Source organism: Nocardioides aquiterrae (assembly GCF_039526625.1).
Classification (GTDB): domain Bacteria; phylum Actinomycetota; class Actinomycetes; order Propionibacteriales; family Nocardioidaceae; genus Nocardioides; species Nocardioides aquiterrae.
The window spans coordinates 253,507-278,790 of record NZ_BAAAJE010000030.1; the positions used below are offsets into that span (position 1 = coordinate 253,507).

Consider the following 25,284-nt stretch of genomic DNA (forward strand, 5'->3'; position numbering starts at 1 on the left):
TCCCGGGCGAGCCTCGTGCGAGCGGCCTCGGAGATTCGCCGTGGCACCCAGGGGTCGACTACGCTGGTCAACGCAATCCTTGCGGATTGACTACGCACGCTCGCAGACCGCGACGGGCCCTGGAGCTCCGAGGACCCGGCCACCCGTGGGCGCCACCCTCAGTCCGGCTGAAGCCAGCCGGTCGGGTCGCGCGCGAGCGTCAGGGCCGCGGGCACCCGTCCGAGGCAGCAACTGAAAACCAACTGGAACACACCCCGGTCGGACCTGCGTCAAGGCCGGCACGAACGGGCGTGTGCTCCGCGAAACAGGAGATCCCCATGGCAGTCGTGACCATGCGCCAGCTTCTCGAGAGCGGCGTGCACTTCGGACACCAGACCCGGCGCTGGAACCCGAAGATGAAGCGCTTCATCATGACCGAGCGCAACGGCATCTACATCATCGACCTGCAGCAGTCGCTGGCCTACATCGACCGCTCGTACGCCTTCATCAAGGACACGGTCGCCAAGGGCGGCACGATCATGTTCGTCGGCACCAAGAAGCAGGCCCAGGAGGCGATCGCCGAGCAGGCGACCCGCGTCGGCATGCCCTACGTCAACCAGCGCTGGCTCGGCGGCATGCTCACCAACTTCCAGACGGTGCACCAGCGGATCAACCGCCTCAAGGAGCTCGACGAGATCGACTTCGACGACGTCGCCGGCAGCAGCCGCACCAAGAAGGAGCTGCTGCAGATGCGCCGCGAGCGCGACAAGCTGAACAAGTCGCTCGGCGGTATCCGGGAGATGACCCGGACCCCGGCCGCGGTCTGGATCGTCGACACCAACAAGGAGCACCTGGCCGTCGAGGAGGCGCGCAAGCTGCGCATCCCGATCGTCGGCATCCTCGACTCCAACTGCGACCCGGACCTCGTCGACTTCCCGATCCCGGGCAACGACGACGCGATCCGCGCCGTCGGCCTGCTGACCCGCGTGGTCGCCGACGCCGTCGCCGAGGGCCTGATCGCCCGCTCCGGCGGCGAGGGCACCGAGGCCGTGGGCGCCGAGGAGCCGCTGGCCGAGTGGGAGCGCGAGCTGCTGGGCGGCGAGGCCGAGCAGGCCGCGGTCGAGGCCACCGGCGGCGACGCCGCTGCCGAGGAGACCCCGGCCGCCGAGTCGACCGGTGCCGCCACCGAGGCCGCGGAGGCCACCGAGGCCGCGGAGGCCACCGAGGCTGCTGCGGAGCCGACCGAGGCCCCCGCCGAGGCGACCGAGGCCCCCGCCGAGGCGGCCCCCGAGGCCGCCGAGCAGGCCTGACCACCGCCCCGAATCCCGACGTACCCGAAGAGGAACACACATGGCTTACACCGCTGCCGACGTCAAGAAGCTCCGTGAGCTGACGCAGGCCGGGATGATGGACTGCAAGAAGGCGCTCGACGAGACCGACGGCGACTTCGACAAGGCCGTCGAGCTGCTCCGCGTCAAGGGTGCGGCCAAGGCCGCCGCCCGCGCCGCCGAGCGCGAGGCGTCGGCCGGCCTGGTCGCCGCCTCCGGCAACGCCCTGATCAGCCTCAAGGCCGAGACGGACTTCGTCGCCAAGAACGACGCCTTCATCGCCGCCGCGCAGCAGATCGCCGACGCCGCCGACGCCCACAAGGTCGGCGACGCCGAGGCGCTCAAGGCCGTCTCGCTCGGCGACAAGACGGTCGGCGAGACCGTCGAGGAGCTGGCCCGCACCATCGGCGAGAAGATCGAGCTGGGCGAGGTCGCGTACTTCGACGGCAACACCACGGTCTACCTGCACAAGAAGGCGACCGACCTGCCGCCGACGCTCGGCGTCCTCGTCGAGTACGACGGCGACGAGGCGGCCGCCAAGCAGGCCGCCCAGCAGGCCGCCGCGCTCAAGGCGCAGTACCTCACCAGCGACGAGGTCCCCGCGGACGTCGTCGCGGCCGAGAAGGACGTGCTGACCAAGAAGACGCTCGAGGAGGGCAAGCCCGAGGCTGCCGTCGCGAAGATCGTCGAGGGTCGCATCAACGCCTTCTTCAAGGAGATCGTGCTCCTCGACCAGGAGTCGGTCTTCGAGGCCAAGAAGTCGGTCAAGCAGGTCCTGGACGCCTCCGGCACCACCGTGAAGCGGTTCGCCCGTTTCGAGGTCGGCGCCTGACCGGATAGGTTCTAGCCAGACGACACGAGGAGGCCGGTTCGATGACAGCTCACCTGATCATCGGACCGGCCTTCTCGCATCTCCACGCCCGCCCCGCATCTCGGAGGAGCCGCCCGTGACCGGTTACAAGCGCGTCCTGCTCAAGCTGTCCGGCGAGGTGTTCGGCGGCGGCAAGGTCGGGGTCGACCCCGACGTCGTCCAGACGGTCGCCCGCGAGATCGCCGCGGTCGCCCGGGCGGGGGTGCAGATCGCCGTGGTCACGGGCGGCGGCAACTTCTTCCGCGGCGCGGAGCTCCAGCAGCGCGGCATGGACCGCGTGCGCGCCGACTACATGGGCATGCTGGGCATCGTCATGAACTGCCTGGCGCTCCAGGACTTCCTCGAGAAGATGGGCGTCGAGACCCGGGTCCAGACCGCGATCACCATGGGCCAGGTGGCCGAGCCGTACATCCCGCGGCGCGCGATCCGGCACATGGAGAAGGGCCGCGTCGTGATCTTCGGCGCCGGCATGGGCATGCCGTTCTTCTCCACCGACACCGTCGCCGTGCAGCGCGCGCTGGAGAGCAAGTGCGACGTGGTGCTGGTCGCCAAGAGCGGCGTGGACGGCGTGTACACCGCCGACCCGCACCTCGACCCGACCGCGACGAAGTTCGACGAGCTGACGTACGCCGAGGCGATGAACCGGGGCCTGCGGATCATGGACCAGACGGCGTTCGCGCTCTGCGGCGAGAACAAGCTGCCGATGGTGGTGTTCGGCATGGAGCCCGAGGGCAACATCCTGCGGGTCGTCCAGGGTGAGAAGATTGGCACGCTGGTCAGCGCCGGCTGACCCAGCCCCCGCAGCACGTGAAGCAACGAGCACAGGAGACGCCGTGATCAACGACATCCTCAACGAGGCCGACAGCAAGATGGACAAGTCGGTCGAGTCGACGCGCGAGGAGTTCGCGGCGATCCGGGCCGGCCGGGCGCACCCGAGCATGTTCAACAAGATCGTGGTCGACTACTACGGCTCGCCGACGCCGATCCAGCAGCTGGCGTCGTTCACCGCCCCCGAGGCGCGCGTCATCCTGATCTCGCCCTACGACCAGGGCGCGATGAAGAACATCGAGAAGGCGATCCGCGACTCGGACCTCGGGGTGAACCCGGCCGACGACGGCAAGGTGATCCGCTGCGTGTTCCCGGAGCTGACCGAGGAGCGCCGCAAGGAGTACATCAAGGTCGCCCGGGCCAAGGCCGAGGACGGCCGGGTCGCCGTCCGCAACCTGCGTCGTACGGCGAAGCAGCACCTCGAGAAGCTCGAGAAGGACGGCGAGGTCGGCAAGGACGACGTCACCGGCGCCGAGAAGCGCCTGGACGGCATGACCAAAAAGCACACCGACGCCATCGACGAGATGCTGAAGAACAAGGAGTCCGAGCTGCTCGAGGTCTGAGCAGACCGGGTCTCCCATGACTGAGGTCAAGGACCACGGCCGGGCCGGCCGTGACCTGCGTGCTGCCGTCACGAGCGCGGTCGTGCTGCTCGTGGCGATCGCGCTGTCGCTGCTGTTCTGGAAGACGGCCTTCATGGTCATCGTCGCGGCCGCCGTGGTCGTGGCGATCTGGGAGCTCGGCCGGGGGTTCGCCGCCAAGGGCATCGACCTGCCCGAGCAGCCGCTGATGATCGGCGGCGTGGTGATGGTCGCCGTCGCCTACTTCTGGGGTGCGCCGGCGCTGGTCACCGCCACCGCGGTCACGGCCCTCGTGACGATGCTCTGGCTGCTGCGTCGTGGCGTCGAGGGCTACGTCCAGGACGCCACCGCGTCGGTCTTCAGCCTCGTCTACGTCCCGTTCCTCGGCTCGTTCGTGGCGCTGCTGCTCTCCGAGGGCGGCACCGGGATCAACGGCCACGGCCTCGACGACCCGGGCGTGCAGGGCATCATCACGTTCATCCTGGTCACGATCGCCTCCGACATCGGCGGGTATGTCGCCGGCGTGCTGTTCGGCAAGCACCCGATGGCGCCGGTGATCTCGCCGAAGAAGTCGTGGGAGGGCTTCGCCGGCTCGTTCGTCTTCTGTCTCGCCGCCGGGTGGGCGCTGGTCGTGCACCTGCTCGACGGTGACTGGTGGGTCGGCCTGCTGCTCGGCCTGATCACGGTCGTGATGGCGACGCTCGGCGACCTGTGCGAGTCCGTGATCAAGCGGGACCTCGGGATCAAGGACATGAGCCAGGTGATCCCCGGCCACGGCGGCCTGATGGACCGCCTCGACTCGCTGCTGGCCACGGTCGCGCCGATCTGGCTGCTCCTGCACTACCTCGTGTACTGATGCTGTACCTCGTGCGCCACGGCCGCCCGCGGATCGAGCCCGGGCTGCTGCCGAGCGCCTGGGAGCTGGACCCGGCCGGGTTCGACGACGTCTGGGCGCTGCGGGAGTCGGGCCGGCTCCCCGCGCGCGCTCGCTGGTTCACCTCGCCGGAGGCGAAGGCGATCGCCACCGCCCAGCTGCTCACCGACGCCGACGTGGCGATCGTCGACGGCCTGCGTGAGCAGGTGCGGGACACCGGCGAGTGGATCGACGACTTCGACGAGACGGTCCGCCGGGCGTTCGCCGAGCCGGACCTCCCGGCGTACGACGGGTGGGAGCCGCTCGCCGCGACCCGGGCCCGCGTGGTCGCCGTGGCGCGCAGCCTGCTCGACGAGCACCCGGGGGAGGACCTCGTGCTGGTCGGGCACGGGACGGCGTGGACGGTGCTGGCCGCGGAGCTCACCGGGACGCCGCCCGACCTGGAGCGCTGGCGCACGATGGCGTTCCCGGACGTGATCCCCGTCGCGTGACGGCACGCCGCCGCCCGACATCGGGGCGGGGCGCCTAACATCGAGGAGATGTCGACCGAGCAGGAGAACGCCGAGCAGGCAGGCGCGTCCGACGGCGAGCGCACGCCGGACTGGTGGCACCGCGACCACCCGACGTTCACCGCGCTGACCGGCTTCTTCACCGGCCTGGCGTTCGTCATCGTGGTGCCGGGCCTGTTCGCCGCCCTGCTCGGCCTGGTCCTGGAGGACCAGGCCGCCGAGGACCTGTTCCCGTTCGTGCTGGTGACGCTGGCGATCCCGGCCGGGCTGGTCATCGCGCCGCGGACCCGCCGGTTCGGCAAGTACATGCTGATCGGCATGGTCACGACCGCCCTGGTCGTCGCCGGCGTCGCGTCCGTCGTCCTCTGGTACCTGGTCAACCGCGACGGTTAGGGCCCGCGCCGGTCCCGATGGGACACTGGGGGCGATGTCCGACGAACAGCGCACCTCCCTTCCCCTCGTGTTCGACGAGCCCCGCGGCCGCGGGAAGCCGCCGCGCCACCTCGCCGACCTCACCCTCGACGAGCGGGTGGAGCAGGCCAAGGAGCTCGGCCTCCCGGGCTTCCGGGCCAAGCAGCTCTCCACGCACTACTTCGGCCGCCTCGTCGACGATCCCGCCGAGATGACCGACCTGCCGGCCGCGCACCGCGACGAGCTCGTCGCCGGGCTGCTGCCGAGCCTGATGACGCCGCTGCGCACGCTCGAGGCCGACCGCGGGACCACGCGCAAGACGCTCTGGAAGCTGTTCGACGGCGCGCTGGTCGAGTCGGTGCTGATGCGCTACCCCGACCGCGCGACCATGTGCGTCTCCAGCCAGGCCGGCTGCGGCATGGCCTGTCCGTTCTGCGCGACCGGCCAGGGCGGACTCCAGCGCAACATGTCGACCGCCGAGATCGTCGAGCAGGTCGTCGCCGGCGCCCGGGCGCTCGCGCGCGGCGAGGTGCCGGGCGGGCCCGGCCGGGTCTCGAACGTCGTGTTCATGGGCATGGGGGAGCCGCTCGCGAACTACAAGGCGGTCCTCGGCGCCGTCCGCCGGCTCACCGACCCCAGTCCCGAGGGCCTGGGCATGAGCGCCCGCGGCATCACCGTCTCCACCGTGGGCCTGGTGCCGCGGATGCGCCAGCTCGCCGACGAGGGCATCCCGGTCACGCTGGCGCTGAGCCTGCACGCCCCCGACGACGAGCTGCGCAACGAGCTGGTCCCGATCAACACCCGCTTCTCGGTCGCGGAGACCGTCGACGCCGCCTGGAACTACGCGCAGGTCACCAAGCGCCGGGTCTCGATCGAGTACGCCATGATGCGCGGCATCAACGACCAGGCGTGGCGCGCCGACCTGCTGGCCGACGTCCTGCTGGAGCGCGGCGACTGGGGCTGGGTGCACGTGAACCTGATCCCGCTGAACCCGACGCCGGGCTCGAAGTGGACCGCCTCGGACCCCGCCGACGAGCGCGAGTTCGTGCGCCGCCTCGAGGCCAAGGGCATCCCCACCACGGTCCGCGACACCCGCGGCCGCGAGATCGACGGCGCCTGCGGCCAGCTGGCTGCCGCCGAGTAGCGGGCCGTTTCCCCGCCGGGCGGAGCGGGAACGCTGGGCGACATGACCGCTGAGCACCCCTTCCCTCCGGTGGTCTACGTGCCCACCGTGGAGCCGGTGGCCGACGGTGCGGCCCGCTTGGCGATGCACCACACCGACGACGGCCGGGTGGCGCTGTTCGTCTACTCCGCGCTCGACCGGCTCGTCGAGTTCTACCGCGCCGACTCGCCCTGGGCGCTGCTGACGGTGCCGGACCTGCAGCGCGCGCACGACGCGGCGCCGTACGACCTGATCTTCCTGGACCGGCGCCCGGCACCCGCGGAGGCGTCGTGACCATCGACCTGACCTGGGCCACCGCGGAGGCGATCGCGACCGGCCTCGACCACGCCCGCGCCGGCCTCGACGACAGCGCCGGCTCGGCTCCGTCGGGCGTGGACGCCGGCGACGCCACCGCGCTGGTCACGGATCTGATCGCCCGCGTGAGCGAGAGTGCGGCCGGCCTCAGCGAGGGGCTGGCGGCGGCCAGCGGCAAGGTCCGGACGTCCGCGGCCTCGTTCCTGAACGTCGACCTCGGCGTGCAGCAGGGCTTCCTGACGGGCGAACCGTGATGCCGATCGACACCGAGATCAAGGGCTCACCGGGCTCGGTCGAGGGCGCGTCCGACTGGCTGCGGAGCACCCTCGGCAAGGCGGTCACCTCGAGCGCCGACGCCCTCGCGGCCGCGCGGTCGACCGCGGGCTCCGACTGGCAGGGCGAGACCGGCAGCACCTTCGCGAGCACGATGGGGACCGCGGTCGGGCGCGCCGACGCCCTGGCCTCGGCGGCCTCCGGGGTGGCGGGTGCGCTGGACGCGTTCGCGGCGCGGCTGAGCAGCCTCCAGAACCGGATGGCCGACATCCGGGGTACGGCGCAGGGAGCCGGCCTGACGGTCTCGGCGTACCTCATCGAGGACCCGGGCGCCGGTCCGGCGAACCCGGGCCCACCGCCGAGCGGCCCGATCTCGCCCGACGCCGCCCACGCGTACGACGCGGCCGTCGACGCGTGGAACGCCCACCAGGACAAGGTCCGTGCCTACAACAAGGCCGCGGAGGATGCCGCCGACGTGCGGTCCGACCTCGCCACCGCGACGCAGGGGCTGCAGGACGAGTACCGCGGCCTCGAGGGGCCGGACTGGGTCCTCAACGCGTCCGACATCGCCGGCGGCTTCGCGGGCGCGGTCATGGAGTACAACGCCTCGGCCTTGCGCGGCACGTCGAAGTACTTCGGCGACCTGGCGTCGCGCTACGTCGAGCACATCAAGGCGACCCCGGGCTCGTTCTCGAACGCCGACCTGAACTACTGGGACGACGTCGCCCGGAACGCCGACGACGTCGCCGGCGCGGCCGACGACCTCGAGCGCGCCAGCAAGGGCATCCCGCTCAAGGTGGGCGGGGCGCTGGCGATCGCCGGCATCGGCCTGGACATCGCGAGCGGCGAGGACCCGGTCCAGGCGACCGCGTCGGGCGCCGGCGGGTTCCTCGCCTCGGTGGGCGCCGGTGCCGCGACCGGCGCGGTGGTGGGCAGCTTCGTCCCGATCCCGGGCTTCGGCACCGCCGCGGGAGCCGTCGTGGGTGCGGGCGTCGGCATCTTCACGTCCGGCGCCATCGACTCGCTGTTCGAGAACGGGCCCGACGTCGGCGCGGCGGTGGACTCCGGGCTCGATGCGCTCGAGGACACCGCGGGCGCGATCGCGGACGGCGCCGGCGCCGTGGTGGACGGCATCGGAGGGCTGTTCGACTAGTGACGAACAGACGCACCGGCCGCAACGCCCTGTACGGCCTCGGCTACCTGCTTCTCGCCCTGCTCGGGGTGGCCCTGGTCGTCACCGCCGGCGACCGCACGCTCGGGCTGCTCTCCGGGCTGCTGCTCCTCGTGCTCGCCGCGAGCGGCTTCGTGCTGGTCGGCTTCGACTGGTGGTACGCCGGACACCGGCCCGGCCTCACCACGGCGACCGCGCCGTCCGGCCGGCCGGCGACGGCCTTCCCGCGCTCCCGGGTGCCGTTCGTGATGTCGGTGGTCGTGCCCGTGCTGCTCGCCGTCTGGGCGCTGGCCGGCAGCCTGCTGGTGGAGCACGTCGCGGCCCGCGTCGGCCTGCTGCTGCTGGCGGTGGTCTTCGCGTCGCCCCTGGTCGCCGTCGTCCGCGGCCGGGTCGCCCCGGGCGGCCTGTACCTCACCCCCGAGGGCGTCGAGCAGCGCAAGGAGGCGGTGAGCTGGTCACTGCCGTGGGACCGGGTCGCCGGTGTGGTGCCCGGAGAGCCGCTCGCGCTGGTGCTGAACGGCCCGCCGCCGGACCAGGTGGTCCGGACCCGCTGGCTGTGGCGCCGGGAGCCGACCGGGCCGGCGGGGGTGGTCGCCGTCGACAGCCGCTACCTCGCCGAGCGCCCGGAGGTCGTCGCGGAGCTCGTCGCGCGGTGCATCGTGCACCCGCCCCTCCGGGAGCGCCTGGGGACCCCCGAGGTGGTCGCCGAGATCCGGCGCGAGGGGTAGCCGCAGGTCAGCGCAGGAACTTCGGCGCCCGCAGGACCAGCTCGGTGTTCCGCGAGCCCGTGGTCCCGCGGCGGTCGGAGCCCTGCTCCTGCCAGTCGTTGGCGGCCAGCTCGCGGCTCAGCGCCGCCAGCTGCACCGGGTCGTCGATCGCTCCGGACCACTCGGCTGGCCCGGCGTGGTCGAGCAGCGTCGTGAAGATCGAGATCGTGCCGTCCCTGTTGTCGGCGACCTCGATCAGGCGCGCCTGCTGCGGCCAGTCGATGTGGGAGGCGGTGTTGATCTCCCAGAACCGGCCGGGCTTGCCCTTCACCTGCTGCGGCCAGATGTGGTTCGTGTGGGTGTGGCCGTTGACCCAGGCGATCACGTTGTCGTGCTCGACCAGCTCACCCAGGATGTACTCGCCGAGCACCCGCGGGCCGGGCTGGGCGCTGCCGGTGTAGCCGTTGGTCATCGTGCTGAGCGTGTGGTGGCTGGCGACGACGACCAGCTTCTTGCTGCTCTTCTTGAGCACCGACTGCAGCCAGCTGAACTGGGTCGGGTCGATCGACCCGTTCTGGTTGCCGTTCGGGTTCACGGTGTCGAGGACGATGAACCGCACGAGGCCGGCGTCGAAGTAGTAGTAGCCGAGGCCGGTCTCACGGTTGTGCTGCTTGAACCCGTGGCCCACCGGGCCGGGAGCGGTCGCGCTGTTGGTCGTGAAGTGCTCCTCGATCCACTCCTTCTTCGACAGCGGCCGGCGGTCGGGGTCCGGCGTCACGGTGCGGTAGACGTTGGGAGTGATCTGCTTCGTGTCGCCGGTGGCACGGTCCTCGAACGCCTGGTCCCAGACGAAGTTGCCCTGCCGGAGCGCGTCGTGGTTGCCGAACGCGGTGTACCAGGGCATCGCGAGGCCCTCGGCCTGGAACGGCGCCCGCGCCGCGTCGAGCAGGCCCGGGACCACGGGGAAGCCGAACATGCTGCGCGGCCGGTCGTCCTCCAGGCCCTCCGGGGTGCCCTCGGGGTGCCAGTAGCGGACGTCGTAGTACTCGGGGGTGCCGTCCATGGCGCCCTCGAACCTCGTCAGGTCGCCGGAGTCCGCCCGCACCTCGGCGCCGTCGAGGACCTCGATGTTCCAGCGGACCTCGTTGTACTGGCTGTTGTCGGAGTTGTCGCCGGTCTGGATCGCGAACGCGAGCGGCTTCCCGGTGACCGGGCCGCGCCGGATCTGGTTGATCTGGCGGACCATGGCGTCGGCGACGTGCGCGCCGAGGATCTCCTGCGGCCGCCAGGCGGACTTGTAGATGCCGTGCCCGTCGTTCTGCCCGTCGCCGTCCATGTCGTCGTCGTTCCGGTCGAGGTAGTCCACGCGGCCCGGCGACTGGGAGTCGACGATGTGGACGTCGCTCAGCTGGGCGAAGGCGAGCAGCGGCTTGCGGCGCTTGCCGCGACCGGCCTGGGGCTTGGCGCCCAGGCTCCGGACGACGTACGGCTCGCCCGGACCCTCGACGACGGGCCGCCACCCGGTGGCGTCCGGCTCTCCCTTGAGGTAGACGCGCTTGCGGGTCGTCGGCGCGAGCGGCACCGTTCCGGCGACCGCGGCATCGGCGAGACCGAGCCCGCCGAGGGTGACTCCGCCGGCGACGGCGGCGGACGAACGGAGGAGGTCGCGACGGGAGATCTGCACCGCGTCAATCTATGGTTACCGGCGCGTTCACGTCCCCGAAACCAGCAGGTTCGCGGCCTCCGCGGGCGAGTCGACGAGGTGCACGTGGCCCTCCATCGGCTGGCCTCGGGAGAGCCTCTGCAGCAGCGGCCACGCGGGCAGCTCCTCGGTCCAGTAGCGCGCACCGACCAGGACCATCGGCGCGACCCCGCTCTCGTCCGCGTAGTAGTTCTCGCAGGCGTCCTGGAACACCTCCTGGACCGTGCCGCCGGCGCCCGGCAGGAACACGATCCCGGCCTCGCAGATCTGGAGCAGGATCGCCTCCCGGGTGGAGTTGCGGAAGTACTTCGCGATGGCCGTCGCGAACGCGTTGGGCGGCTCGTGGCCGTAGTGCCAGGTCGGGATGCCGAGGGTCTGGACGGTGCCGGGGAACCGGTCCAGCACGGCGAAGGCCCCGCCCACCCAGTCGTCGACCGAGGGGCGGTACGACGGGACCTCGGCCAGGATCGCGAGTGCGGCGTCGAGGTCGTCGGGGCGATCGCTGAAGTGCGGTCCCAGGTTCGCCGCCTCCATGGCGCCCGGCCCACCCCCGGTCGCCACGACCAGGTCGCGGCCGAGCGCCGCGCCGAGCCGGGCCGCGTCGGCGTACCCGGGGTGGGTGCGCTCGAGCCGGTGGCCGCCCATCACGCCGACCATCCGCTTCCCGGCCACCCACGACTCGAGCGCCCGGTCGACGGTGTGGTCGTGCAGCGCGCGGGCGAGCGCGTCCTGCGGGTCGGGCGGGCGCTGGGACCAGGCGTACGCGCGGCCGTCGAGCGAGTCGGCGTACCGCGGGGTGTCGTACAGCTCGGCCGGGGTGTAGAGCTCCGACCGCGGCTCGACCGGCACGTCGTCGGGCACGGCGAGGACCAGCGCGCCGCGCTCCGCGACCAGGTCGTCGTCGCCCGGGGCGAACGTGCAGGCGAGGAACGTGGCGCCCCCGACGTCCACGCGCGCCAGCGCGTCGTGGCGGGCACGGAGGTCGACCGAGCGGATCCGCCACCCGCGCAGCGAGGTGGCCCCCGCGGCCAGCCGGTCGTCGAAGGCCGCCAGGGACTCGACGTGGACGACACGGCCGCGGGAGCGCTTCACGCCCCGGACTCTAGAACGCGTGGGCGAGGAGCTCGCTGAACAACGCGTGCTCGTCGGCCTCGAGTCCCCGCGCCAGGAACCAGGTGCAGACGTTCGTGCAGTCGCGCAGCAGGAAGTCCATGCCCTCCGGGTTGCCGACCAGGTCGACCATCTGCGGCAGGTCGATGACGACCAGGCGGTCGCCGGCGGCCAGCACGTTGTACGGCGACAGGTCGCCGTGCACCAGGCCGTGCCGCGCCAGCTCGGCGAGGAACTCCCGGAGCTGGTCGAAGTACGACGCCAGCAGGTCCCGGTCGGGCCGGGTCTGGGCGAGCCGCGGCGCGGTCTCGCCGTCGTGCGTGATCCACTCCATCAGCAGCTCGGTGCCGTCGATCTGGACCGGGTAGGGGACCGGCAGCCCGAGGCCGTGGCAGCGCACCAGCGCGTTCCACTCGGCCCAGGCCCACTGGCCGGCGGCGACGGCCTTCCCGTGCGCGGTCTTCTTGGCCATGGCCCGGTTGTCGCGGGTGTTGCGGACCTTGCGGCCGGCCGTGTACGCGGCCGACCGGTGGAAGTCGCGGTGGTCCGCGCCGCGGTAGCGCTTGGCCACCATCACGACGGACTCGCCGGTCGCGTCACTGTCGGGGACGGCGCGCTCGAGCAGGTACGCGTCGGCCTCCTTGCCGGTCTTGAGGATGCCGAGCTCGGTGTCGATCGCGGCCTGGGAGGTCACCACCCAGTCGGGGCGGGGCTCCGGGCCACGGCACAGCGGCTCGACACCGAGCCAGGTGGACCAGCGCTGGCCGTCGCCGACCTCGTCGTACTGCTGGAAGTCGAAGACGAACGAGGCGTCGATCTCAGAGAGATCGGGCCCGGGAACGCGCCCGGGATCGTGCGTGAAGTCGTGGGACATCGGTGTGGGTGCTCCAGGAAGGTGAGAAGAGGCGGTCTGCGGACAGGCCGGGGACAGTCGTGGACATGTCACGCCTCCTCTCGTGGAGCACCCGGCCGGTCCGGGCGCTGGAGAAACACTCGGGCGTGCCGGGGGTGGCTCGCAACCGAATAACATGCCCGCGTGACCCGACGCCGCGCGCTGGCCCTCGTTCTCGCCTCCGGACTGGCCGCCTCGTCGCTGGCGGCCGCTCCCGCCGCGTACTCCGGCCCCGCGGACCCGCACGGCGCTCCCGGCATCGGCGACCCCTACTTCCCGCTGGACGGCAACGGCGGCATCGACGTGGCGTCGTACGACATCCACGACCGGTACCGGTTCGGCACCGGCCGGCTGTCCGGGTGGACCGCGATCCGGCTGACCGCGACCGAGTCGGTGTCGGGCTTCGACCTCGACTTCCTGCTACCGGTCTCGCGCGTCGAGGTCGACGGGAGGCGGGTGGCCTTCGACCACGGCCACCACGAGCTCTCGATCGACGCCCCGCTCGACGAGGGCGACAGCGCGCGGGTGGTGGTGCGCTACTCCGGGCTGCCCGGCAGGTACTCGTACGCCGGCGAGAGCAACTGGCTCGCGAACGACGACGAGGTCGTCGCGATGAACCAGCCGCACATGGCGCCCTGGTGGTTCCCCGCCAACGACCACCCGCTCGACAAGGCTTTGGTGCGGATGTCGATCACCGTGCCGCGGAGCAAGCGGGTGATCGGGAACGGCCACCTCGTCGACCGCGAGGTCCGGCGCGACCTCGCGACGACGACCTGGGAGGCGACCGAGCCGATGGTGCCGTACCTCGCGTTCTTCGCGGCCGGGCGGTACGAGATCGCCCGGGGCCGGACCGACGGCCGGCCCTGGTACGTCGCGGTGTCGAAGGGGCTGCCGACCTCCTCCCAGCAGGAGGCCATGCGGCTGATGAAGCAGACCCCGCAGCTCCTGCACTGGCTCGAGCGCGTGATCGGGCCGTACCCGTTCGACACGACCGGCGGGCTGACCACGGCGCTGCCGGTCGGCTTCGCGCTCGAGAACCAGACCCGCCCGACGTACCCGTTCATGGGCACCGGCGCGGGAGCGGTGAAGACCGTGGTGCACGAGCTCGCGCACCAGTGGTTCGGTGACTCGGTCGCCGTGGAGGGGTGGGCCGACATCTGGCTCAACGAGGGCTGGGCGACGTACTTCGAGAACTTCTACACCGAGACCCACGGCGGGCCGACCACGGACGAGCTGCTGCGCGAGGGGTACGGCTGGTACGACGCCGACGACGCGTTCTGGCAGCTCGAGGTCGCGGACCCGTGCCCGGACCACGAGGACTGCGTCAGCTGGATCTTCGACCGCCGGGTCTACGAGCGCGGCGGGATGGCGCTGGCCGCGCTGCGCAACCGGATCGGCGACGCCGACTTCACGACCCTGATGCACCGGTGGGTCACCGACCGGCGGGGCGGCAACGGGAGCACCGCGCAGTTCGAGGCGCTCGCGGAGTCGGTCAGCGGAGCGGACCTGTCCGGGTTCTTCGACGCCTGGCTGCACTCGACGACGAAGCCGGCGGACACGGTCGCGAACGGGCTCGGCTAGTCGCGCAGGCGCACCGACAGGCAGGTCACGCAGCCCTCGAGCTTCTCGTACTCGGAGATGTCGACGGCCACGACGCGCAGGCCGCGGTCCTCGAGCAGCGCTCGGGTGGCCGGGGCGCTGGTGGACATGAGCACGGTCGACGGGTCCAGGACGACGACGTGCGCGCCCGGCTCCTCGGGCACCGCGAGGAACTCCGGCCACCCGGCCGGGTCGTCGACGAGCGGGGGATACCCGAGCACGGTGCCGTCGGGCAGGGCGGTCACCGCGGACTTCAGGTGCAGGACGAGCGAGACGGGAACGCCGACGGTGCGGGCGCCCAGCGGCGCGAGGTGCGCCGCGAGCTTGTCGAGCCCGGCGGCGTTCGTGCGGCCGCCGAGGCCGACCCAGACGGTCCCTCCCTCGGGAGTCACGTGCTTGAGGACGTCGCCGCCGTCGAGGGTTCCGGGCGCCTCGATGCGGGCGATCCGGTAGCCCAGGTCGCGCAGCGTCGCCTCCGTCGCCGCCGTCTCCGGCTTGCGCTCGTCGGCCCCGGGTCGGGTGATCACCGCCAGGTCGCCGTACATCACGACGGTGTCCTCGACGAAGACGGCGTCCGGACAGTCGTCCGCGGGCGGGACCTCGACGGTCTCCCAGCCCTCGGCGGCCAGCGCGGCGACGTAGCCCTCCCACTGGCGGCGCGCGAGGTCGACGTCGACAGGCACCCGCTCGAGGTGGGTGAGGAGGCCCTCGGCGAGGCGGGGGCCGGGCCGGCGGACGAGTGCGCGCTTGGTCATGGTCATCCGATCAGGGGGGAGACGGCCTTGGCGGCCAGGCTGGGCAGCCGGGTCAGGGACTCCTCGGCGTCGGCGAGGGTCATCGCCCGCAGGCCGGTGTTGATGCCCAGCCAGCGCAGCGGCTCGCGCTCCCAGGCGGGGGAGCGGTGGCCGACCCACGGGAGCCGGGTCAGCCCGGTGTCCCGCCCGAGGACCAGGTCGCGCAGGGTGCGGCCGGCGAGGTTCGTCGTACTGACCCCGTCGCCGACGTAGCCCCCGGCCCAGCCGAGGCCGGTCTCCGGGTCGAGGCCGACGGACGCGCACCAGTCTCGAGGGATGCCGAGCGCGCCGCCCCACGCGTGGGTCACCCGCGTGCCCTCGAGCATCGGGAACAGGTCGGTGAGGGTCGCATAGAGCCGGGCGAACACCTTCTCGTCCCGGTCGAACTCCGGCTTGACCCGCGAGCCGAAGTGGTACGGCGCGCCACGGCCGCCGAAGACCAGCCGGTCGTCGGCGGTGCGCTGTCCGTAGATGACCAGGTGGCGGTGGTCGCTGAACGTCTCGCGCCGCGCCAGGCCAATCTCGTCCCACGTCGAGGCGGACAGCGGCTCGGTCGCGATGACGAGCGAGTAGACCGGCACCAGGTCGCGTCCGTGGCCGGCCAGCGACGGGGTGTAGCCCTCGGTCGCGCGGATGATCGTGGCGGCGCGGACGTCGCCGTCCGCCGTGTGCGCCCGGCCGGGCTCGATCGAGCGCACCGGGGTCCGCTCGTGGACGGTCACGCCGCGGCGCTCGACGGCCTCGGCGAGCCCGCGCACCAGCTTGGCCGGGTGGATCGCCGCGCAGTCGGGCGTGTACGTCGCACCGAGCGTGCGGCTGCCGCGCAGGATGCCGGTCGCCTCGGCCTTGCCGAGCAGCCGCAGGTCGTCCTCGCCGCGGTCCCACGAGCGCGCCTCGGCGACCTCGTGCCGGGCGCGGCGCAGCTGCGCGCGGCTGCGCGCCAGCACGATGGTTCCGCCCTTGGCGAGGTCGGCGTCGATGCCTTCGGCGGCCGCGGCGCGGGCGACCTCGTCGACGGTCTCGCGCATCGCGCGGTGCTGCGCCAGGGCGCCGTCCCGGTCGGACATCGCCGCCAGCGTCGGCAGCGAGGCCGGGAACAGCGCCGAGCACCAGCCGCCGTTGCGGCCGGACGCGCCGTACCCCGCGGTCTCCGCCTCGAGCACGACGATCCGCAGGGACGGGTCGGCCTCGGCGAGGTAGTACGCCGTCCAGAGGCCCGTGAGGCCGGCCCCGACGATCGCGACGTCGGCGACCGTGGCACCGGCCAGCGCCGGCCGCGGCGACCAGTCGGTGTCGACGGTGTCGTGCCAGAGGGAGAGTCGCTCCCAGTGCGGGTCCTTGCGCGTGGGCTTCAGCGCACACCCCAGGAGTAGGTCTGCTTGCGCAGCCGCAGGTACATGAAGGTCTCGGTGCCGGCGACGCCCTCGATGGCCCGGATGCGGCCCGAGATCAGCTCGAGCAGGTGCTCGTCGCTCTCGCACACGACCTCGACGAGCAGGTCGTAGGAGCCCGCGGTGACGACGACGTAGTCGACCTCCTCGAGCTCGGCGATCTGGTCGGCGACCGGCTCGAGCGCGCCGCTGACCCGGATGCCGACCATGGCCTGGCGGGCGAAGCCGAGCTCGAGCGGGTCGGTCACCGCGACGACCTGCATCACGCCGCTCTCGATGAGGCGCTGGACCCGCTGGCGGACCGCCGCCTCGGACAGGCCGACGACCTTGCCGATCGCGGCGTACGACCGGCGCCCGTCCTGCTGCAGCTGCTCGATGATCGCCTTGGACACCTCGTCGAGCTGGGCGGCGGGCCGCCCGGTCTTCCTGGTCATGGGCGAGATGGTTCCCCATCGGGGCGGGTGGGTCAAAGGTCTTCGCGGCGTGTGGACAAGCGATTTCGTTGCGGGGATGTTTCGGACCGACGGTTTCGCTTGTCGAGAGGGCAGTGTCGTGGCACGATCCGAGGGATCCAGCAGCCGTCGCCAAAGGAGCCGCATGACCGGACTGACCCGCAGGGGACTGCTCCAGGGCGGCGGTGCCGTGGCCTTCGCGGGCGTGAGCCTGGCCGCGCTGAAGCTGCCGTTCTTCTCCGTCGACGGGGCCGAGCAGGACCCGGCCACGTGCCGGGCCAAGGACCTCTCGGAGACGGACAAGAAGCTGGTCATCTCGAACTGGCCGGCCTACATCGACCCCAAGAAGAACAAGAACGGCACCTTCCAGGTCTTCCAGGACCGGACCGGCATCACCGTCGACTACACCGACGACGTCAACGACAACTCCGAGTTCTACGCCAAGGTCCGCAACCAGCTCGGCGCCTGCGAGCCGATCAACCGCGACATGATGATGCTGACCGACTGGATGGCGGCGCGGATGATCGGGCTCGGCTGGATCCAGCCGCTGGACCCGAAGAGCATCCCGAACGTCCTGGACAACCTCATCGACCCGCTGCGCAACCGGCAGTGGGACCCCGACCTGACCTACCACGCGCCGTGGCAGAGCGGCCTGACCGGCATCGCCTACAACGCCGCCAAGACCGGCGAGGTCAAGAGCTTCGAGGAGCTGATCAGCAGGCCGGACCTCAAGGGCCGGATCACGCTGCTCTCGGAGATGCGGGACACGATGGGCTTCATGCTCAAGGTGGTGGGCGCGGAGCCGCAGAAGTTCACCGACACCGAGTGGGAGAACGCGGTCGACCGGCTCCGCCAGGCCGTGAGCGACGGGCAGGTCCGCGCGTTCACCGGCAACGAGTACATCCAGGACCTGGCGGCCGGCAACATCGTCGCCTGCGAGGCCTGGTCCGGCGACGTGATCCAGGCGCAGTTCGACAACCCGGACATCAAGTTCGTCGCGCCGGAGGAGGGACTGTCGCTCTGGAGCGACAACATGATCGTCCCGAACCTCGCCACCCACCAGGCCAACGCCGAGAAGTGGATGAACTACTACTACGAGCCGGCCGTCGCCGCGAAGCTCGCGTCGTGGGTCAACTACATCTGCCCCGTCAAGGGCGCCCGCCAGGAGATGGAGAAGATCGACCCGTCCCTGGTGGACAACCAGCTGATCTTCCCCGACGACGAGACGCTCTCGAACACGTTCGACTTCATGCCGCTGGACGACCAGCAGCAGGTCCGCTACGAAGGAGACTGGTCCGATGTCACAGGTGGCTGAGACCCCGCAGGCGGTGGCGCAGGACGGGTCGTACGACGGTCTTCGGCTGCGCGCGCTGACCAAGTCGTTCGGCTCCTTCCACGCGGTCAAGGAGCTCGACCTGGACGTCCCGCGCGGCTCGTTCTTCGCGCTGCTCGGCCCGTCCGGCTGTGGCAAGACCACGACGCTGCGGATGGTGGCCGGGCTGGAGACCCCGACCTCGGGGACGATCACGCTGGCCGGCAACGACATCACCTACGCCAAGCCCTACCGGCGCCCGGTCAACACGGTCTTCCAGAGCTACGCCCTGTTCCCGCACCTCGACATCCACGAGAACGTCGCCTTCGGCCTGAAGCGGCGCAAGTCCTCCGACGTCGACCGGCAGGTCCAGGAGATGCTCGAGCTCGTCGAGCTCGAGGCGCAGGCCCGCAAGCGGCCCGCGCAGCTCTCCGGTGGCCAGCAGCAGCGGGTCGCGCTCGCCCGGGCGCTGATCAACCGGCCCGAGGTGCTGCTGCTCGACGAGCCGCTGGGCGCGCTCGACCTGAAGCTGCGGCGGTCGATGCAGATCGAGCTCAAGCGGATCCAGGTCGACGTCGGCCTGACGTTCATCCACGTCACCCACGACCAGGAGGAGGCCATGACGATGGCCGACACCGTCGCGGTGATGAACGCCGGTGTCATCGAGCAGATGGGCGCTCCGGCGGACCTGTACGAGAACCCGCGCTCGACGTTCGTGGCGAACTTCCTCGGCCAGTCGAACCTGATCGAGGGCCGGATCACCCAGCGGGCGTCCGACGTGGTCACCGTCGAGATGCACGGCATCGGTGTCTCCATCCCGGCCGGCCGCGCGCACGCCGACGGCGACATGGGCTGGGTCGGCATCCGGCCGGAGAAGGTGCTGATCGGCGAGCCCGGCGAGGCGCTGGACGCGCCCGGCAACACCATCCCCGGCGGCGTGATCAGCGACGTCAGCTTCGTCGGCGTGAGCACGCAGTACCTGGTGCGGATGCCGTGGGGCCAGGAGATCCAGGTGTTCGCGCAGAACACCGGCCGCCGGCGGCTGTTCCGCCAGGGCGAGTCGGTCGAGCTGTCCTGGCGGCCGGAGTACGCGTTCCTGCTCGACCACGCCCAGGACGCCGCCGCCGGCGCCCAGAAGGAGGACGTCTGATGGCCAGCACGGCCGGCGCCGCCCCGGTCGCCGTCACGCCGGTGGACACCGGGCGCCGCCGCGGGGGCATCGGCTACCTCCTGCTGCTGCCGGCCGCGCTGTGGCTCTGCCTGTTCTTCGTGGTGCCGTTCTACTCGCTGCTGGCGACCAGCCTGTTCGACCCGAGCGGATCGGACTTCCGCGGCTACGACATGACCTACCACTGGCAGAACTACGTGGACGTCGTGAAGGAGTACTGGCAGCCGATGCTGCGGTCGCTCTGGTACGGCGCGCTCGCGACGTTCTTCTGCCTGGTGCTGGGCTACGTGCTGGCGTACGCGATCGCGTTCAAGGCCGGCCGGTGGAAGAACCTCATGCTGGTGCTGGTCATCGCGCCGTTCTTCACCAGCTTCCTGGTGCGCACGCTGTCGTGGAAGCTGATCCTCGCCGACGACGGCGTCGTCGTGAACACCCTGCAGTTCCTGCACATCCTCGGGCCGGACGGCCGCCTGCTGGCGACCTCCGTCGCGGTGATCGCGGGCCTGACCTACAACTTCCTGCCGTTCATGGTGCTGCCCCTGTTCGCGAGCATCGACAAGATCGATCACCGGCTGATCGAGGCCGCCGGCGACCTGTACGCGAACCCGATCGTCGGCTTCTTCAAGGTGACCTGGCCGCTGTCGCTGCCCGGCGTGATCTCCGGGACGCTGCTGACGTTCATCCCGGCCGCGGGCGACTACATCAACGCCCAGCTGCTCGGCAGCCCGAACCAGCGCATGGTGGGCGGCGTCATCCAGAGCCTGTTCACCGACGCGAACGACTACCCCGCGGCGGCCGCGCTCTCGATGATCCTGATGGTCGGGATCGTCGCGATGGTGCTGGTCTACGTCCGCCGGGCCGGCACGGAGGAGCTGCTCTGATGCGCTGGCTGCGCGAGAACCTGGTGCTGCTGCTCGGGCTGGCGGTCCTGGCCTACACGTTCGTGCCGATCGCGATCGTGGTCCTGATGAGCTTCAACGACCCGTCCAGCCGGCTGATCTACCAGTTCGACGGGTTCACCCTGCACAACTGGCTGAACCCCTGCGAGGACCCGAGCATGTGCCACGCGCTCGGCCGCAGCATCGAGATCGGACTTGTCGCTACGCTCGTCTCGACGATCCTCGGGACGCTGGCCGCGTTCGCCCTGGTGCGGCACGAGTTCCGCGGCCGCTCGGCGTCCAACCTGCTGATCTTCCTGCCGATGGCCGCGCCCGAGATCGTGCTCGGCTCGTCGCTGCTGGCGCTGTTCGTGGCGTCGGGCTTCGCCGGCCAGCTGGGCTTCTGGACGATCCTGATCGCGCACATCATGTTCTGCCTGTCGTTCGTGGTGGTCACCGTGCGCGCGCGCCTGGCCGGTCTCGACGACAACCTCGAGCAGGCGGCGATGGACCTCTACGCGACCCCGTCGCAGACGTTCTGGCGGGTGACGTTCCCGCTGGTGTTCCCCGGCATCCTGGGCGCCGCGCTGCTGAGCTTCTCGCTGTCGTTCGACGACTTCATCATCACCAACCTCAACGCCGGCAACACCACGACGTTCCCGATGTACGTCTGGGGCGTCGCCCAGCGCGGCGTCCCCATGCAGGTGAACGTCGTCGGCACGGTCATGTTCCTGATCTCCGTGCTGATCGTCGTCGGCGGCGAGGTCAACTCCCGCCGCCGCAGCGCCAAGCTCGCCGCCCGCTGACGCCGAGTCCGCCGAGGCGGTGGCTCGGGACGTCATACGGACGGTGCAAGGGGACACACTGTCCGTATGACGTCCTGGCGCCGTCCTGGCGCTCAGCTCAGAGCAGCGACCAGGCCTTGTCGAGGACCACGCGGAGGATCTGCTCCATCTCGTCGAAGTGCTGCTGGTCGCAGATGAGCGGCGGCGAGAGCTGGATGACCGGGTCGCCGCGGTCGTCGGCGCGGCAGTAGAGGCCCTCGGCGTACAGCTGCTTGGAGACGAAGCCGAACAGGATGCGCTCGCACTCCTCGTCGCTGAAGGTCTCGCGGGTGGCCTTGTCCCGGACCAGCTCGATCCCGTAGAAGTACCCGTCGCCGCGGACGTCGCCGACGATCGGCAGGTCCAGCAGCCGCTCCAGGGTGGCGCGGAACGCGTCCTCGTTCGACCGGACGTGCTCGAGGACCTTCTCCTCCTCGAAGATCTGGAGGTTCCTCAGCGCGACCGCGGTGGAGACCGGGTGGCCGCCGAAGGTGTAGCCGTGCGCGAACATCGCGTCGCCCTCGAGGAACGGCTCCATCAGCTTGTCCGAGGCGATCATCGCGCCGAGGGGGGCGTACCCGGAGGTGATGCCCTTGGCGCAGGTGATCATGTCCGGCTCGTAGCCGTACCGCTCGGCGCCGAACATGTGGCCGAGCCGCCCGAAGGCGCAGATGACCTCGTCGGACACCATCAGCACGTCGTACTCGTCGCAGATCTCGCGGACCCGCTGGAAGTAGCCCGGCGGCGGCGGGAAGCAGCCGCCGGCGTTCTGCACCGGCTCGAGGAAGACCGCGGCGACCGTGTCGGGGCCCTCGTTCTCGATCGCGACCGCGATCTGGTCGGCGGCCCAGCGGCCGAACGCCTCGGGGCTCAGTCCTTCAGGGGCGCCGTGCTCGTGGGCACGGTAGATGTTGGTGTTCGGCACCCGGAACGTCGACGGGACCAGCGGCTCGAACTGCTGCTTGAGCGGCGGCAGCCCGGTGATCGAGAGCGCGCCCTGGGTGGTGCCGTGGTAGGCGATCGAGCGGCTGATCACCTTGTGCTTCATCGGCTTGCCGGTGAGCTTGAAGTAGTTCTTCGCGAGCTTCCACGCGGTCTCGACGGACTCGCCGCCGCCGCTGGAGAAGAAGACCCGGTTCAGCGACCCCGGCGCGTAGCCCGCGACCTGCTCGGCCAGCAGGATCGCGCTCGGGTGCGCGTAGGACCACAGCGGGTGGAACGCCAGCTCCTTGGCCTGCGCGGCCGCGGCCTCGGCCAGCTCGGTGCGCCCGTGGCCGAGCTGGGACACGAACAGTCCGGCCAGGCCGTCGAGGTACCGCTTGCCCGCCGCGTCGTAGATGTAGGCGCCCTCGCCGCGGACGATGATCGGCACGTCCGCGTCGGCGTACGACGAGTGGCGGGTGAAGTGCATCCAGAGGTGGTCCTTGGCGGCACGCTGGAGGTGGTCATGGTCGTGGGGCATGCCCCCATGGTGCTCGGCCACGCACTCCAATTGCAAGTGAATCCGTCGCGCAAGAGGGTGATTTGCGCGGAATCCGTCGTACGCGACGTGACAGGATGTGCCCATGACGAGGTACGGCGCGCAGTTCGGTCCCGACATCACCTTCCTCGGCGTGGACCGCGTCGACCTGGCCGACGCCGCCGCGCTCGCGGCCGCGGACGTCGTGGTCGTGGGCGCGCCGTTCGACGGCGGTACGTCGCACCGGCCGGGCACCCGCTTCGGGCCGATGGCGATCCGGCAGACCGACTACCTGCCCCAGGACGGGTCCCGCCCGCACCTCGCGCTCCGGGTCGATGCGCTCCAGGACCTCCGGGTGGTGGACGCGGGCGACGTCGAGATGCCGCCCGGCGAGATCGAGCGTGCGCTGGGTGCGCTCGAGGAGGCCGTCTACCGGGTCGCCGCGGCCGGGGCGATCCCGCTGGTGCTCGGCGGTGACCACTCGATCGCGCTGCCCGACGCGACCGGCGTCGCCCGCCACCACGGCTTCGGCCGCGTCTCGATGATCCACTTCGACGCGCACGCCGACACCGGCCACATCGAGTTCGGGTCGCTCTACGGCCATGGTCAGCCGATGCGGCGGCTGATCGAGTCCGGGGCGCTGCGCGGCGACCGGTTCCTCCAGATGGGCCTGCGCGGCTACTGGCCGGGCCCGGAGACCCTCGACTGGATGGCCGATCAGCGCATGCGCTCCTACGAGATGACCGAGATCGGCAAGCGGGGACTGGAGGAGTGCCTCGACGAGGCGTTCGAGATCGCCCTCGATGAGTGCGACGCGGTCTTCCTCTCCGTCGACATCGACGTCTGCGACCCGGGCCACGCGCCCGGCACGGGTACGCCGGAGCCCGGCGGCCTCTCGAGCCGCCAGCTGCTCGACGCCGTGCGCCGGATCTGCCGCGAGCTCCCGGTCGCCGGCATCGACGTGGTCGAGGTGTCGCCGCCGTACGACCACGCCGAGATCACGGCCTACCTCGCCAACCGGGTCTGCCTCGAGGCGCTCTCGGGCCTGGCCGCCCGCCGGCGAGGCATCACCCACGACCCGGCGGGCCCGCTGCTCGAGGGCCGCGGGACGTGAACGGAGTCCTGCGCGCGGCGAGCGCGTTCGACGGGCACCGGCACCTGGGCCCGACCGAGATCACGGTCGAGAGCGGCCGGATCACGTCGGTCCGCCCCGGGAGCGGCCCCGTCGACGTCCCATTCCTCTCGCCCGGCTTCACCGACGCGCACGTGCACCCGATCCAGGGCGGCCTCGAGCGGCTGCGCTGCGACCTGAGCGAGCTCGGCACCCGTGAGGAGTACCTCGCCGCGATCCGGGCGTACGCCGTCGCGCGGCCCGGCGTCGCGTGGATCCTCGGCGGCGGCTGGGCGATGCCGGCGTTCCCCGGCGGCACGCCGACCGCGGCCGACCTCGACGGCGTCGTCCCCGACCGGCCGGTGTTCCTGCCGAACCGCGACCACCACGGCGCGTGGGTGAACAGCCGCGCGCTCGAGGTCGCGGGCATCGACGAGCACACGCCCGACCCGCCGGACGGCCGCATCGAGCGCGACGCCGCCGGCCGCCCGACCGGCACGCTGCACGAGGGCGCCACCGCGCTGGTCTCGCGGCACGTCCCGCGCACGACCGGCGCGGACTACTACGCGGCGCTGATGGCCGGGCAGGCCTACCTCCACTCGGTCGGCGTCACCTCGTGGCAGGACGCGATCGTCGGCGCCTACTCGGGCATGGACGACCCCGCCTCGACGTACGAGACCGCGGCCGCGAACGGCGACCTCCGCTCGTACGTCGTCGGTGCGCTCTGGTGGGAGCGGCGGCTCGGGGTCGAGCAGGTCGCGGACCTGGTCGGCCGCCGGGAGCGCATGACCGGCGGGCGGTTCCGCGCGACGACTGTGAAGATCATGCAGGACGGGGTGGCGGAGAACTACACGGCCGCGATGCTCACGCCGTACCTGGACCGCTGCGGCCACCCCACGGACAACAGCGGCCACTCGTTCCTGACCGCGGGGGCGATCCGGGACGCCGTCCGGGCGCTGGACGCGGCCGGGTTCCAGGTACACGTGCACGCGATCGGCGACCGCGGCGTGCGCGAGGCGCTCGACGCCTTCGAGGGCACCTCGCCCGAGCGGCGCCACCACATCGCGCACCTGCAGGTCGTCCACCCCGACGACGTGCGCCGCTTCGCGGGCCTCGGCGTCGCGGCGAACCTGCAGATGCTGTGGGCCTGCCTCGACGACCAGATGGCCGACCTCACGATCCCGTTCCTGGGCGAGGAGCGGAGCCGCTGGCAGTACCCGTTCGGCGACCTGGCCCGCGCGGGTGCGCGGCTGCTCGCCGGCAGCGACTGGCCGGTCAGCACGCCGGACCCGCTGCAGGCGATCCAGGTCGGGGTGACCCGGCGCGAGCCGGGCGGCGGCCGCGAGGCGTTCCTGCCCGAGCAGGCGCTGACCCTCGAGCAGGCGTTCGCGGCGTACACCTCCGGGTCGGCCTGGGCGAACCAGCGAGACGACGCCGGAGTGCTCGCGCCGGGGGCGGTCGCGGACCTGGTGGCGCTGGACCGGGACCCGTTCGCCGAGCCGGACGCCCGGGTGGTCTCCACCTGGATCGACGGAAGCCCCGTCTTCGAGGTCTGAATCAACGAAATCCGCGTGACTACACGG

General features: G+C 71.5%; 26 protein-coding genes. 19 read left to right on the forward strand and 7 right to left on the reverse strand.

Annotated elements, in window-relative coordinates; genetic code table 11:
* Nucleotides 1-317 precede the first annotated feature (317 nt).
* From rpsB to ABD086_RS23650, 12 genes are all read left to right on the forward strand, one after another.
* Complete coding sequence (gene rpsB, locus ABD086_RS23595; protein ID WP_343910812.1) at nt 318-1,289, forward strand: 30S ribosomal protein S2; 972 nt, start codon at nt 318-320, stop codon at nt 1,287-1,289.
* Nucleotides 1,290-1,329: 40 nt separating this feature from the next.
* Nucleotides 1,330-2,139, forward strand: coding sequence for a translation elongation factor Ts (tsf, locus tag ABD086_RS23600; RefSeq protein WP_343910814.1), 810 nt, complete (start codon nt 1,330-1,332; stop codon nt 2,137-2,139).
* Between the two features lie 115 nt (nt 2,140-2,254).
* Nucleotides 2,255-2,968 carry a UMP kinase gene (pyrH, locus tag ABD086_RS23605; RefSeq protein WP_343910815.1) on the forward strand — a complete coding sequence of 238 codons (714 nt, stop codon included), beginning with the start codon at nt 2,255-2,257 and terminating at the stop codon, nt 2,966-2,968.
* A 46-nt stretch (nt 2,969-3,014) separates the two neighbouring features.
* A complete protein-coding gene (gene frr, locus ABD086_RS23610; RefSeq protein ID WP_343910925.1) occupies nt 3,015-3,569 on the forward strand; it encodes a ribosome recycling factor in 555 nt (184 codons plus the stop codon).
* Between the two features lie 16 nt (nt 3,570-3,585).
* Nucleotides 3,586-4,443 (forward strand): phosphatidate cytidylyltransferase, encoded by an 858-nt coding sequence (locus tag ABD086_RS23615; RefSeq protein WP_343910817.1) that lies wholly within the window; start codon nt 3,586-3,588, stop codon nt 4,441-4,443.
* Nucleotides 4,443-4,952: a histidine phosphatase family protein gene (locus tag ABD086_RS23620; protein ID WP_343910819.1), complete on the forward strand. Its 510-nt coding sequence runs from the start codon at nt 4,443-4,445 to the stop codon at nt 4,950-4,952. Before ABD086_RS23615 ends, ABD086_RS23620 begins: the two co-directional genes overlap by 1 nt.
* Nucleotides 4,953-5,000: 48 nt before the next feature.
* A complete protein-coding gene (locus tag ABD086_RS23625; protein ID WP_343910821.1) occupies nt 5,001-5,363 on the forward strand; it encodes a hypothetical protein in 363 nt (120 codons plus the stop codon).
* A 34-nt stretch (nt 5,364-5,397) separates the two neighbouring features.
* Nucleotides 5,398-6,525: a dual-specificity RNA methyltransferase RlmN gene (gene rlmN, locus ABD086_RS23630; RefSeq protein WP_343910823.1), complete on the forward strand. Its 1,128-nt coding sequence runs from the start codon at nt 5,398-5,400 to the stop codon at nt 6,523-6,525.
* 42 nt (nt 6,526-6,567) lie between these two features.
* Complete coding sequence (locus tag ABD086_RS23635) at nt 6,568-6,837, forward strand: SAV_915 family protein (RefSeq protein WP_343910825.1); 270 nt, start codon at nt 6,568-6,570, stop codon at nt 6,835-6,837.
* Entirely contained in the window at nt 6,834-7,112 is a 279-nt protein-coding gene (locus ABD086_RS23640; RefSeq protein WP_343910827.1) for a hypothetical protein, read from the forward strand. The genes ABD086_RS23635 and ABD086_RS23640 overlap by 4 nt, the downstream gene beginning before the upstream one ends.
* The gene (locus ABD086_RS23645) at nt 7,112-8,284 is read left to right on the forward strand and encodes a hypothetical protein (RefSeq protein WP_343910829.1); all 1,173 of its coding nucleotides are present in this window, start codon (nt 7,112-7,114) and stop codon (nt 8,282-8,284) included. Before ABD086_RS23640 ends, ABD086_RS23645 begins: the two co-directional genes overlap by 1 nt.
* On the forward strand, nt 8,284-9,030 hold the full coding sequence (locus ABD086_RS23650; RefSeq protein ID WP_343910831.1) for a hypothetical protein: 747 nt from the start codon (nt 8,284-8,286) through the stop codon (nt 9,028-9,030). The genes ABD086_RS23645 and ABD086_RS23650 overlap by 1 nt, the downstream gene beginning before the upstream one ends.
* Nucleotides 9,031-9,037: 7 nt before the next feature.
* Here ABD086_RS23650 and ABD086_RS23655 read toward each other — a convergent pair whose 3' ends face one another.
* From ABD086_RS23655 to ABD086_RS23665, 3 genes are read right to left on the reverse strand one after another with little or no spacing between them, the layout of a single operon-like run.
* On the reverse strand, nt 9,038-10,693 hold the full coding sequence (locus tag ABD086_RS23655) for a metallophosphoesterase (protein WP_343910833.1): 1,656 nt from the start codon (nt 10,691-10,693) through the stop codon (nt 9,038-9,040).
* A 27-nt stretch (nt 10,694-10,720) separates the two neighbouring features.
* Entirely contained in the window at nt 10,721-11,803 is a 1,083-nt protein-coding gene (locus ABD086_RS23660) for an LOG family protein (RefSeq protein WP_343910834.1), read from the reverse strand.
* A gap of 10 nt (nt 11,804-11,813) precedes the next feature.
* Nucleotides 11,814-12,695: a serine protein kinase RIO gene (locus ABD086_RS23665; RefSeq protein WP_343910836.1), complete on the reverse strand. Its 882-nt coding sequence runs from the start codon at nt 12,693-12,695 to the stop codon at nt 11,814-11,816.
* Nucleotides 12,696-12,857: 162 nt separating this feature from the next.
* Between ABD086_RS23665 and ABD086_RS23670 the strand changes: the two genes are divergently transcribed.
* Nucleotides 12,858-14,294, forward strand: a complete 1,437-nt coding sequence (locus ABD086_RS23670) for a M1 family metallopeptidase (RefSeq protein ID WP_343910838.1) — start codon at nt 12,858-12,860, stop codon at nt 14,292-14,294.
* Here the strand turns inward: ABD086_RS23670 and ddaH are convergent.
* Genes ddaH through ABD086_RS23685 form a run of 3 tightly spaced genes read right to left on the reverse strand, consistent with a single transcriptional unit; the run spans nt 14,291 to nt 16,931 of the window.
* Nucleotides 14,291-15,073, reverse strand: a complete 783-nt coding sequence (ddaH, locus tag ABD086_RS23675; RefSeq protein WP_343910840.1) for a dimethylargininase — start codon at nt 15,071-15,073, stop codon at nt 14,291-14,293. The two genes, ABD086_RS23670 and ddaH, sit on opposite strands and share 4 nt — an antisense overlap.
* Nucleotides 15,070-16,473 (reverse strand): NAD(P)/FAD-dependent oxidoreductase, encoded by a 1,404-nt coding sequence (locus ABD086_RS23680; protein WP_343910927.1) that lies wholly within the window; start codon nt 16,471-16,473, stop codon nt 15,070-15,072. The genes ddaH and ABD086_RS23680 overlap by 4 nt, the downstream gene beginning before the upstream one ends.
* Nucleotides 16,458-16,931 (reverse strand): Lrp/AsnC family transcriptional regulator, encoded by a 474-nt coding sequence (locus tag ABD086_RS23685; protein WP_343910842.1) that lies wholly within the window; start codon nt 16,929-16,931, stop codon nt 16,458-16,460. The genes ABD086_RS23680 and ABD086_RS23685 overlap by 16 nt, the downstream gene beginning before the upstream one ends.
* Before the next feature lie 163 nt (nt 16,932-17,094).
* Between ABD086_RS23685 and ABD086_RS23690 the strand changes: the two genes are divergently transcribed.
* Genes ABD086_RS23690 through ABD086_RS23705 form a run of 4 tightly spaced genes read left to right on the forward strand, consistent with a single transcriptional unit; the run spans nt 17,095 to nt 21,113 of the window.
* Nucleotides 17,095-18,264, forward strand: coding sequence for a polyamine ABC transporter substrate-binding protein (locus tag ABD086_RS23690; RefSeq protein WP_343910843.1), 1,170 nt, complete (start codon nt 17,095-17,097; stop codon nt 18,262-18,264).
* Complete coding sequence (locus ABD086_RS23695) at nt 18,248-19,411, forward strand: ABC transporter ATP-binding protein (RefSeq protein ID WP_343910845.1); 1,164 nt, start codon at nt 18,248-18,250, stop codon at nt 19,409-19,411. Before ABD086_RS23690 ends, ABD086_RS23695 begins: the two co-directional genes overlap by 17 nt.
* Nucleotides 19,411-20,310 carry an ABC transporter permease gene (locus tag ABD086_RS23700; RefSeq protein WP_343910847.1) on the forward strand — a complete coding sequence of 300 codons (900 nt, stop codon included), beginning with the start codon at nt 19,411-19,413 and terminating at the stop codon, nt 20,308-20,310. Before ABD086_RS23695 ends, ABD086_RS23700 begins: the two co-directional genes overlap by 1 nt.
* On the forward strand, nt 20,310-21,113 hold the full coding sequence (locus ABD086_RS23705) for an ABC transporter permease (protein ID WP_343910849.1): 804 nt from the start codon (nt 20,310-20,312) through the stop codon (nt 21,111-21,113). The genes ABD086_RS23700 and ABD086_RS23705 overlap by 1 nt, the downstream gene beginning before the upstream one ends.
* Nucleotides 21,114-21,210: 97 nt before the next feature.
* Here ABD086_RS23705 and ABD086_RS23710 read toward each other — a convergent pair whose 3' ends face one another.
* Nucleotides 21,211-22,593 carry an aspartate aminotransferase family protein gene (locus tag ABD086_RS23710; protein ID WP_343910851.1) on the reverse strand — a complete coding sequence of 461 codons (1,383 nt, stop codon included), beginning with the start codon at nt 22,591-22,593 and terminating at the stop codon, nt 21,211-21,213.
* A 103-nt stretch (nt 22,594-22,696) separates the two neighbouring features.
* Between ABD086_RS23710 and speB the strand changes: the two genes are divergently transcribed.
* Nucleotides 22,697-23,704 carry an agmatinase gene (speB, locus tag ABD086_RS23715; protein ID WP_343910853.1) on the forward strand — a complete coding sequence of 336 codons (1,008 nt, stop codon included), beginning with the start codon at nt 22,697-22,699 and terminating at the stop codon, nt 23,702-23,704.
* Nucleotides 23,701-25,257 carry an amidohydrolase gene (locus tag ABD086_RS23720; protein ID WP_343910855.1) on the forward strand — a complete coding sequence of 519 codons (1,557 nt, stop codon included), beginning with the start codon at nt 23,701-23,703 and terminating at the stop codon, nt 25,255-25,257. Before speB ends, ABD086_RS23720 begins: the two co-directional genes overlap by 4 nt.
* Nucleotides 25,258-25,284: the final 27 nt, after the last annotated feature.

Bases quoted from the DNA above. Each gene is read 5' to 3' on its own strand.
- rpsB (WP_343910812.1), top strand. From the start codon at position 318: ATGGCAGTCGTGACCATGCGCCAGCTTCTCGAGAGCGGCGTGCACTTC.
- tsf (WP_343910814.1), top strand. From the start codon at position 1,330: ATGGCTTACACCGCTGCCGACGTCAAGAAGCTCCGTGAGCTGACGCAG.
- ABD086_RS23615 (WP_343910817.1), top strand. From the start codon at position 3,586: ATGACTGAGGTCAAGGACCACGGCCGGGCCGGCCGTGACCTGCGTGCT.
- ABD086_RS23620 (WP_343910819.1), top strand. From the start codon at position 4,443: ATGCTGTACCTCGTGCGCCACGGCCGCCCGCGGATCGAGCCCGGGCTG.
- ABD086_RS23625 (WP_343910821.1), top strand. From the start codon at position 5,001: ATGTCGACCGAGCAGGAGAACGCCGAGCAGGCAGGCGCGTCCGACGGC.
- rlmN (WP_343910823.1), top strand. From the start codon at position 5,398: ATGTCCGACGAACAGCGCACCTCCCTTCCCCTCGTGTTCGACGAGCCC.
- ABD086_RS23635 (WP_343910825.1), top strand. From the start codon at position 6,568: ATGACCGCTGAGCACCCCTTCCCTCCGGTGGTCTACGTGCCCACCGTG.
- ABD086_RS23645 (WP_343910829.1), top strand. From the start codon at position 7,112: ATGCCGATCGACACCGAGATCAAGGGCTCACCGGGCTCGGTCGAGGGC.
- ABD086_RS23665 (WP_343910836.1), bottom strand. From the start codon at position 12,695: ATGTCCCACGACTTCACGCACGATCCCGGGCGCGTTCCCGGGCCCGAT.
- ddaH (WP_343910840.1), bottom strand. From the start codon at position 15,073: ATGACCATGACCAAGCGCGCACTCGTCCGCCGGCCCGGCCCCCGCCTC.
- ABD086_RS23685 (WP_343910842.1), bottom strand. From the start codon at position 16,931: ATGACCAGGAAGACCGGGCGGCCCGCCGCCCAGCTCGACGAGGTGTCC.
- ABD086_RS23690 (WP_343910843.1), top strand. From the start codon at position 17,095: ATGACCGGACTGACCCGCAGGGGACTGCTCCAGGGCGGCGGTGCCGTG.
- ABD086_RS23695 (WP_343910845.1), top strand. From the start codon at position 18,248: ATGTCACAGGTGGCTGAGACCCCGCAGGCGGTGGCGCAGGACGGGTCG.
- ABD086_RS23700 (WP_343910847.1), top strand. From the start codon at position 19,411: ATGGCCAGCACGGCCGGCGCCGCCCCGGTCGCCGTCACGCCGGTGGAC.
- ABD086_RS23705 (WP_343910849.1), top strand. From the start codon at position 20,310: ATGCGCTGGCTGCGCGAGAACCTGGTGCTGCTGCTCGGGCTGGCGGTC.
- ABD086_RS23710 (WP_343910851.1), bottom strand. From the start codon at position 22,593: ATGCCCCACGACCATGACCACCTCCAGCGTGCCGCCAAGGACCACCTC.
- speB (WP_343910853.1), top strand. From the start codon at position 22,697: ATGACGAGGTACGGCGCGCAGTTCGGTCCCGACATCACCTTCCTCGGC.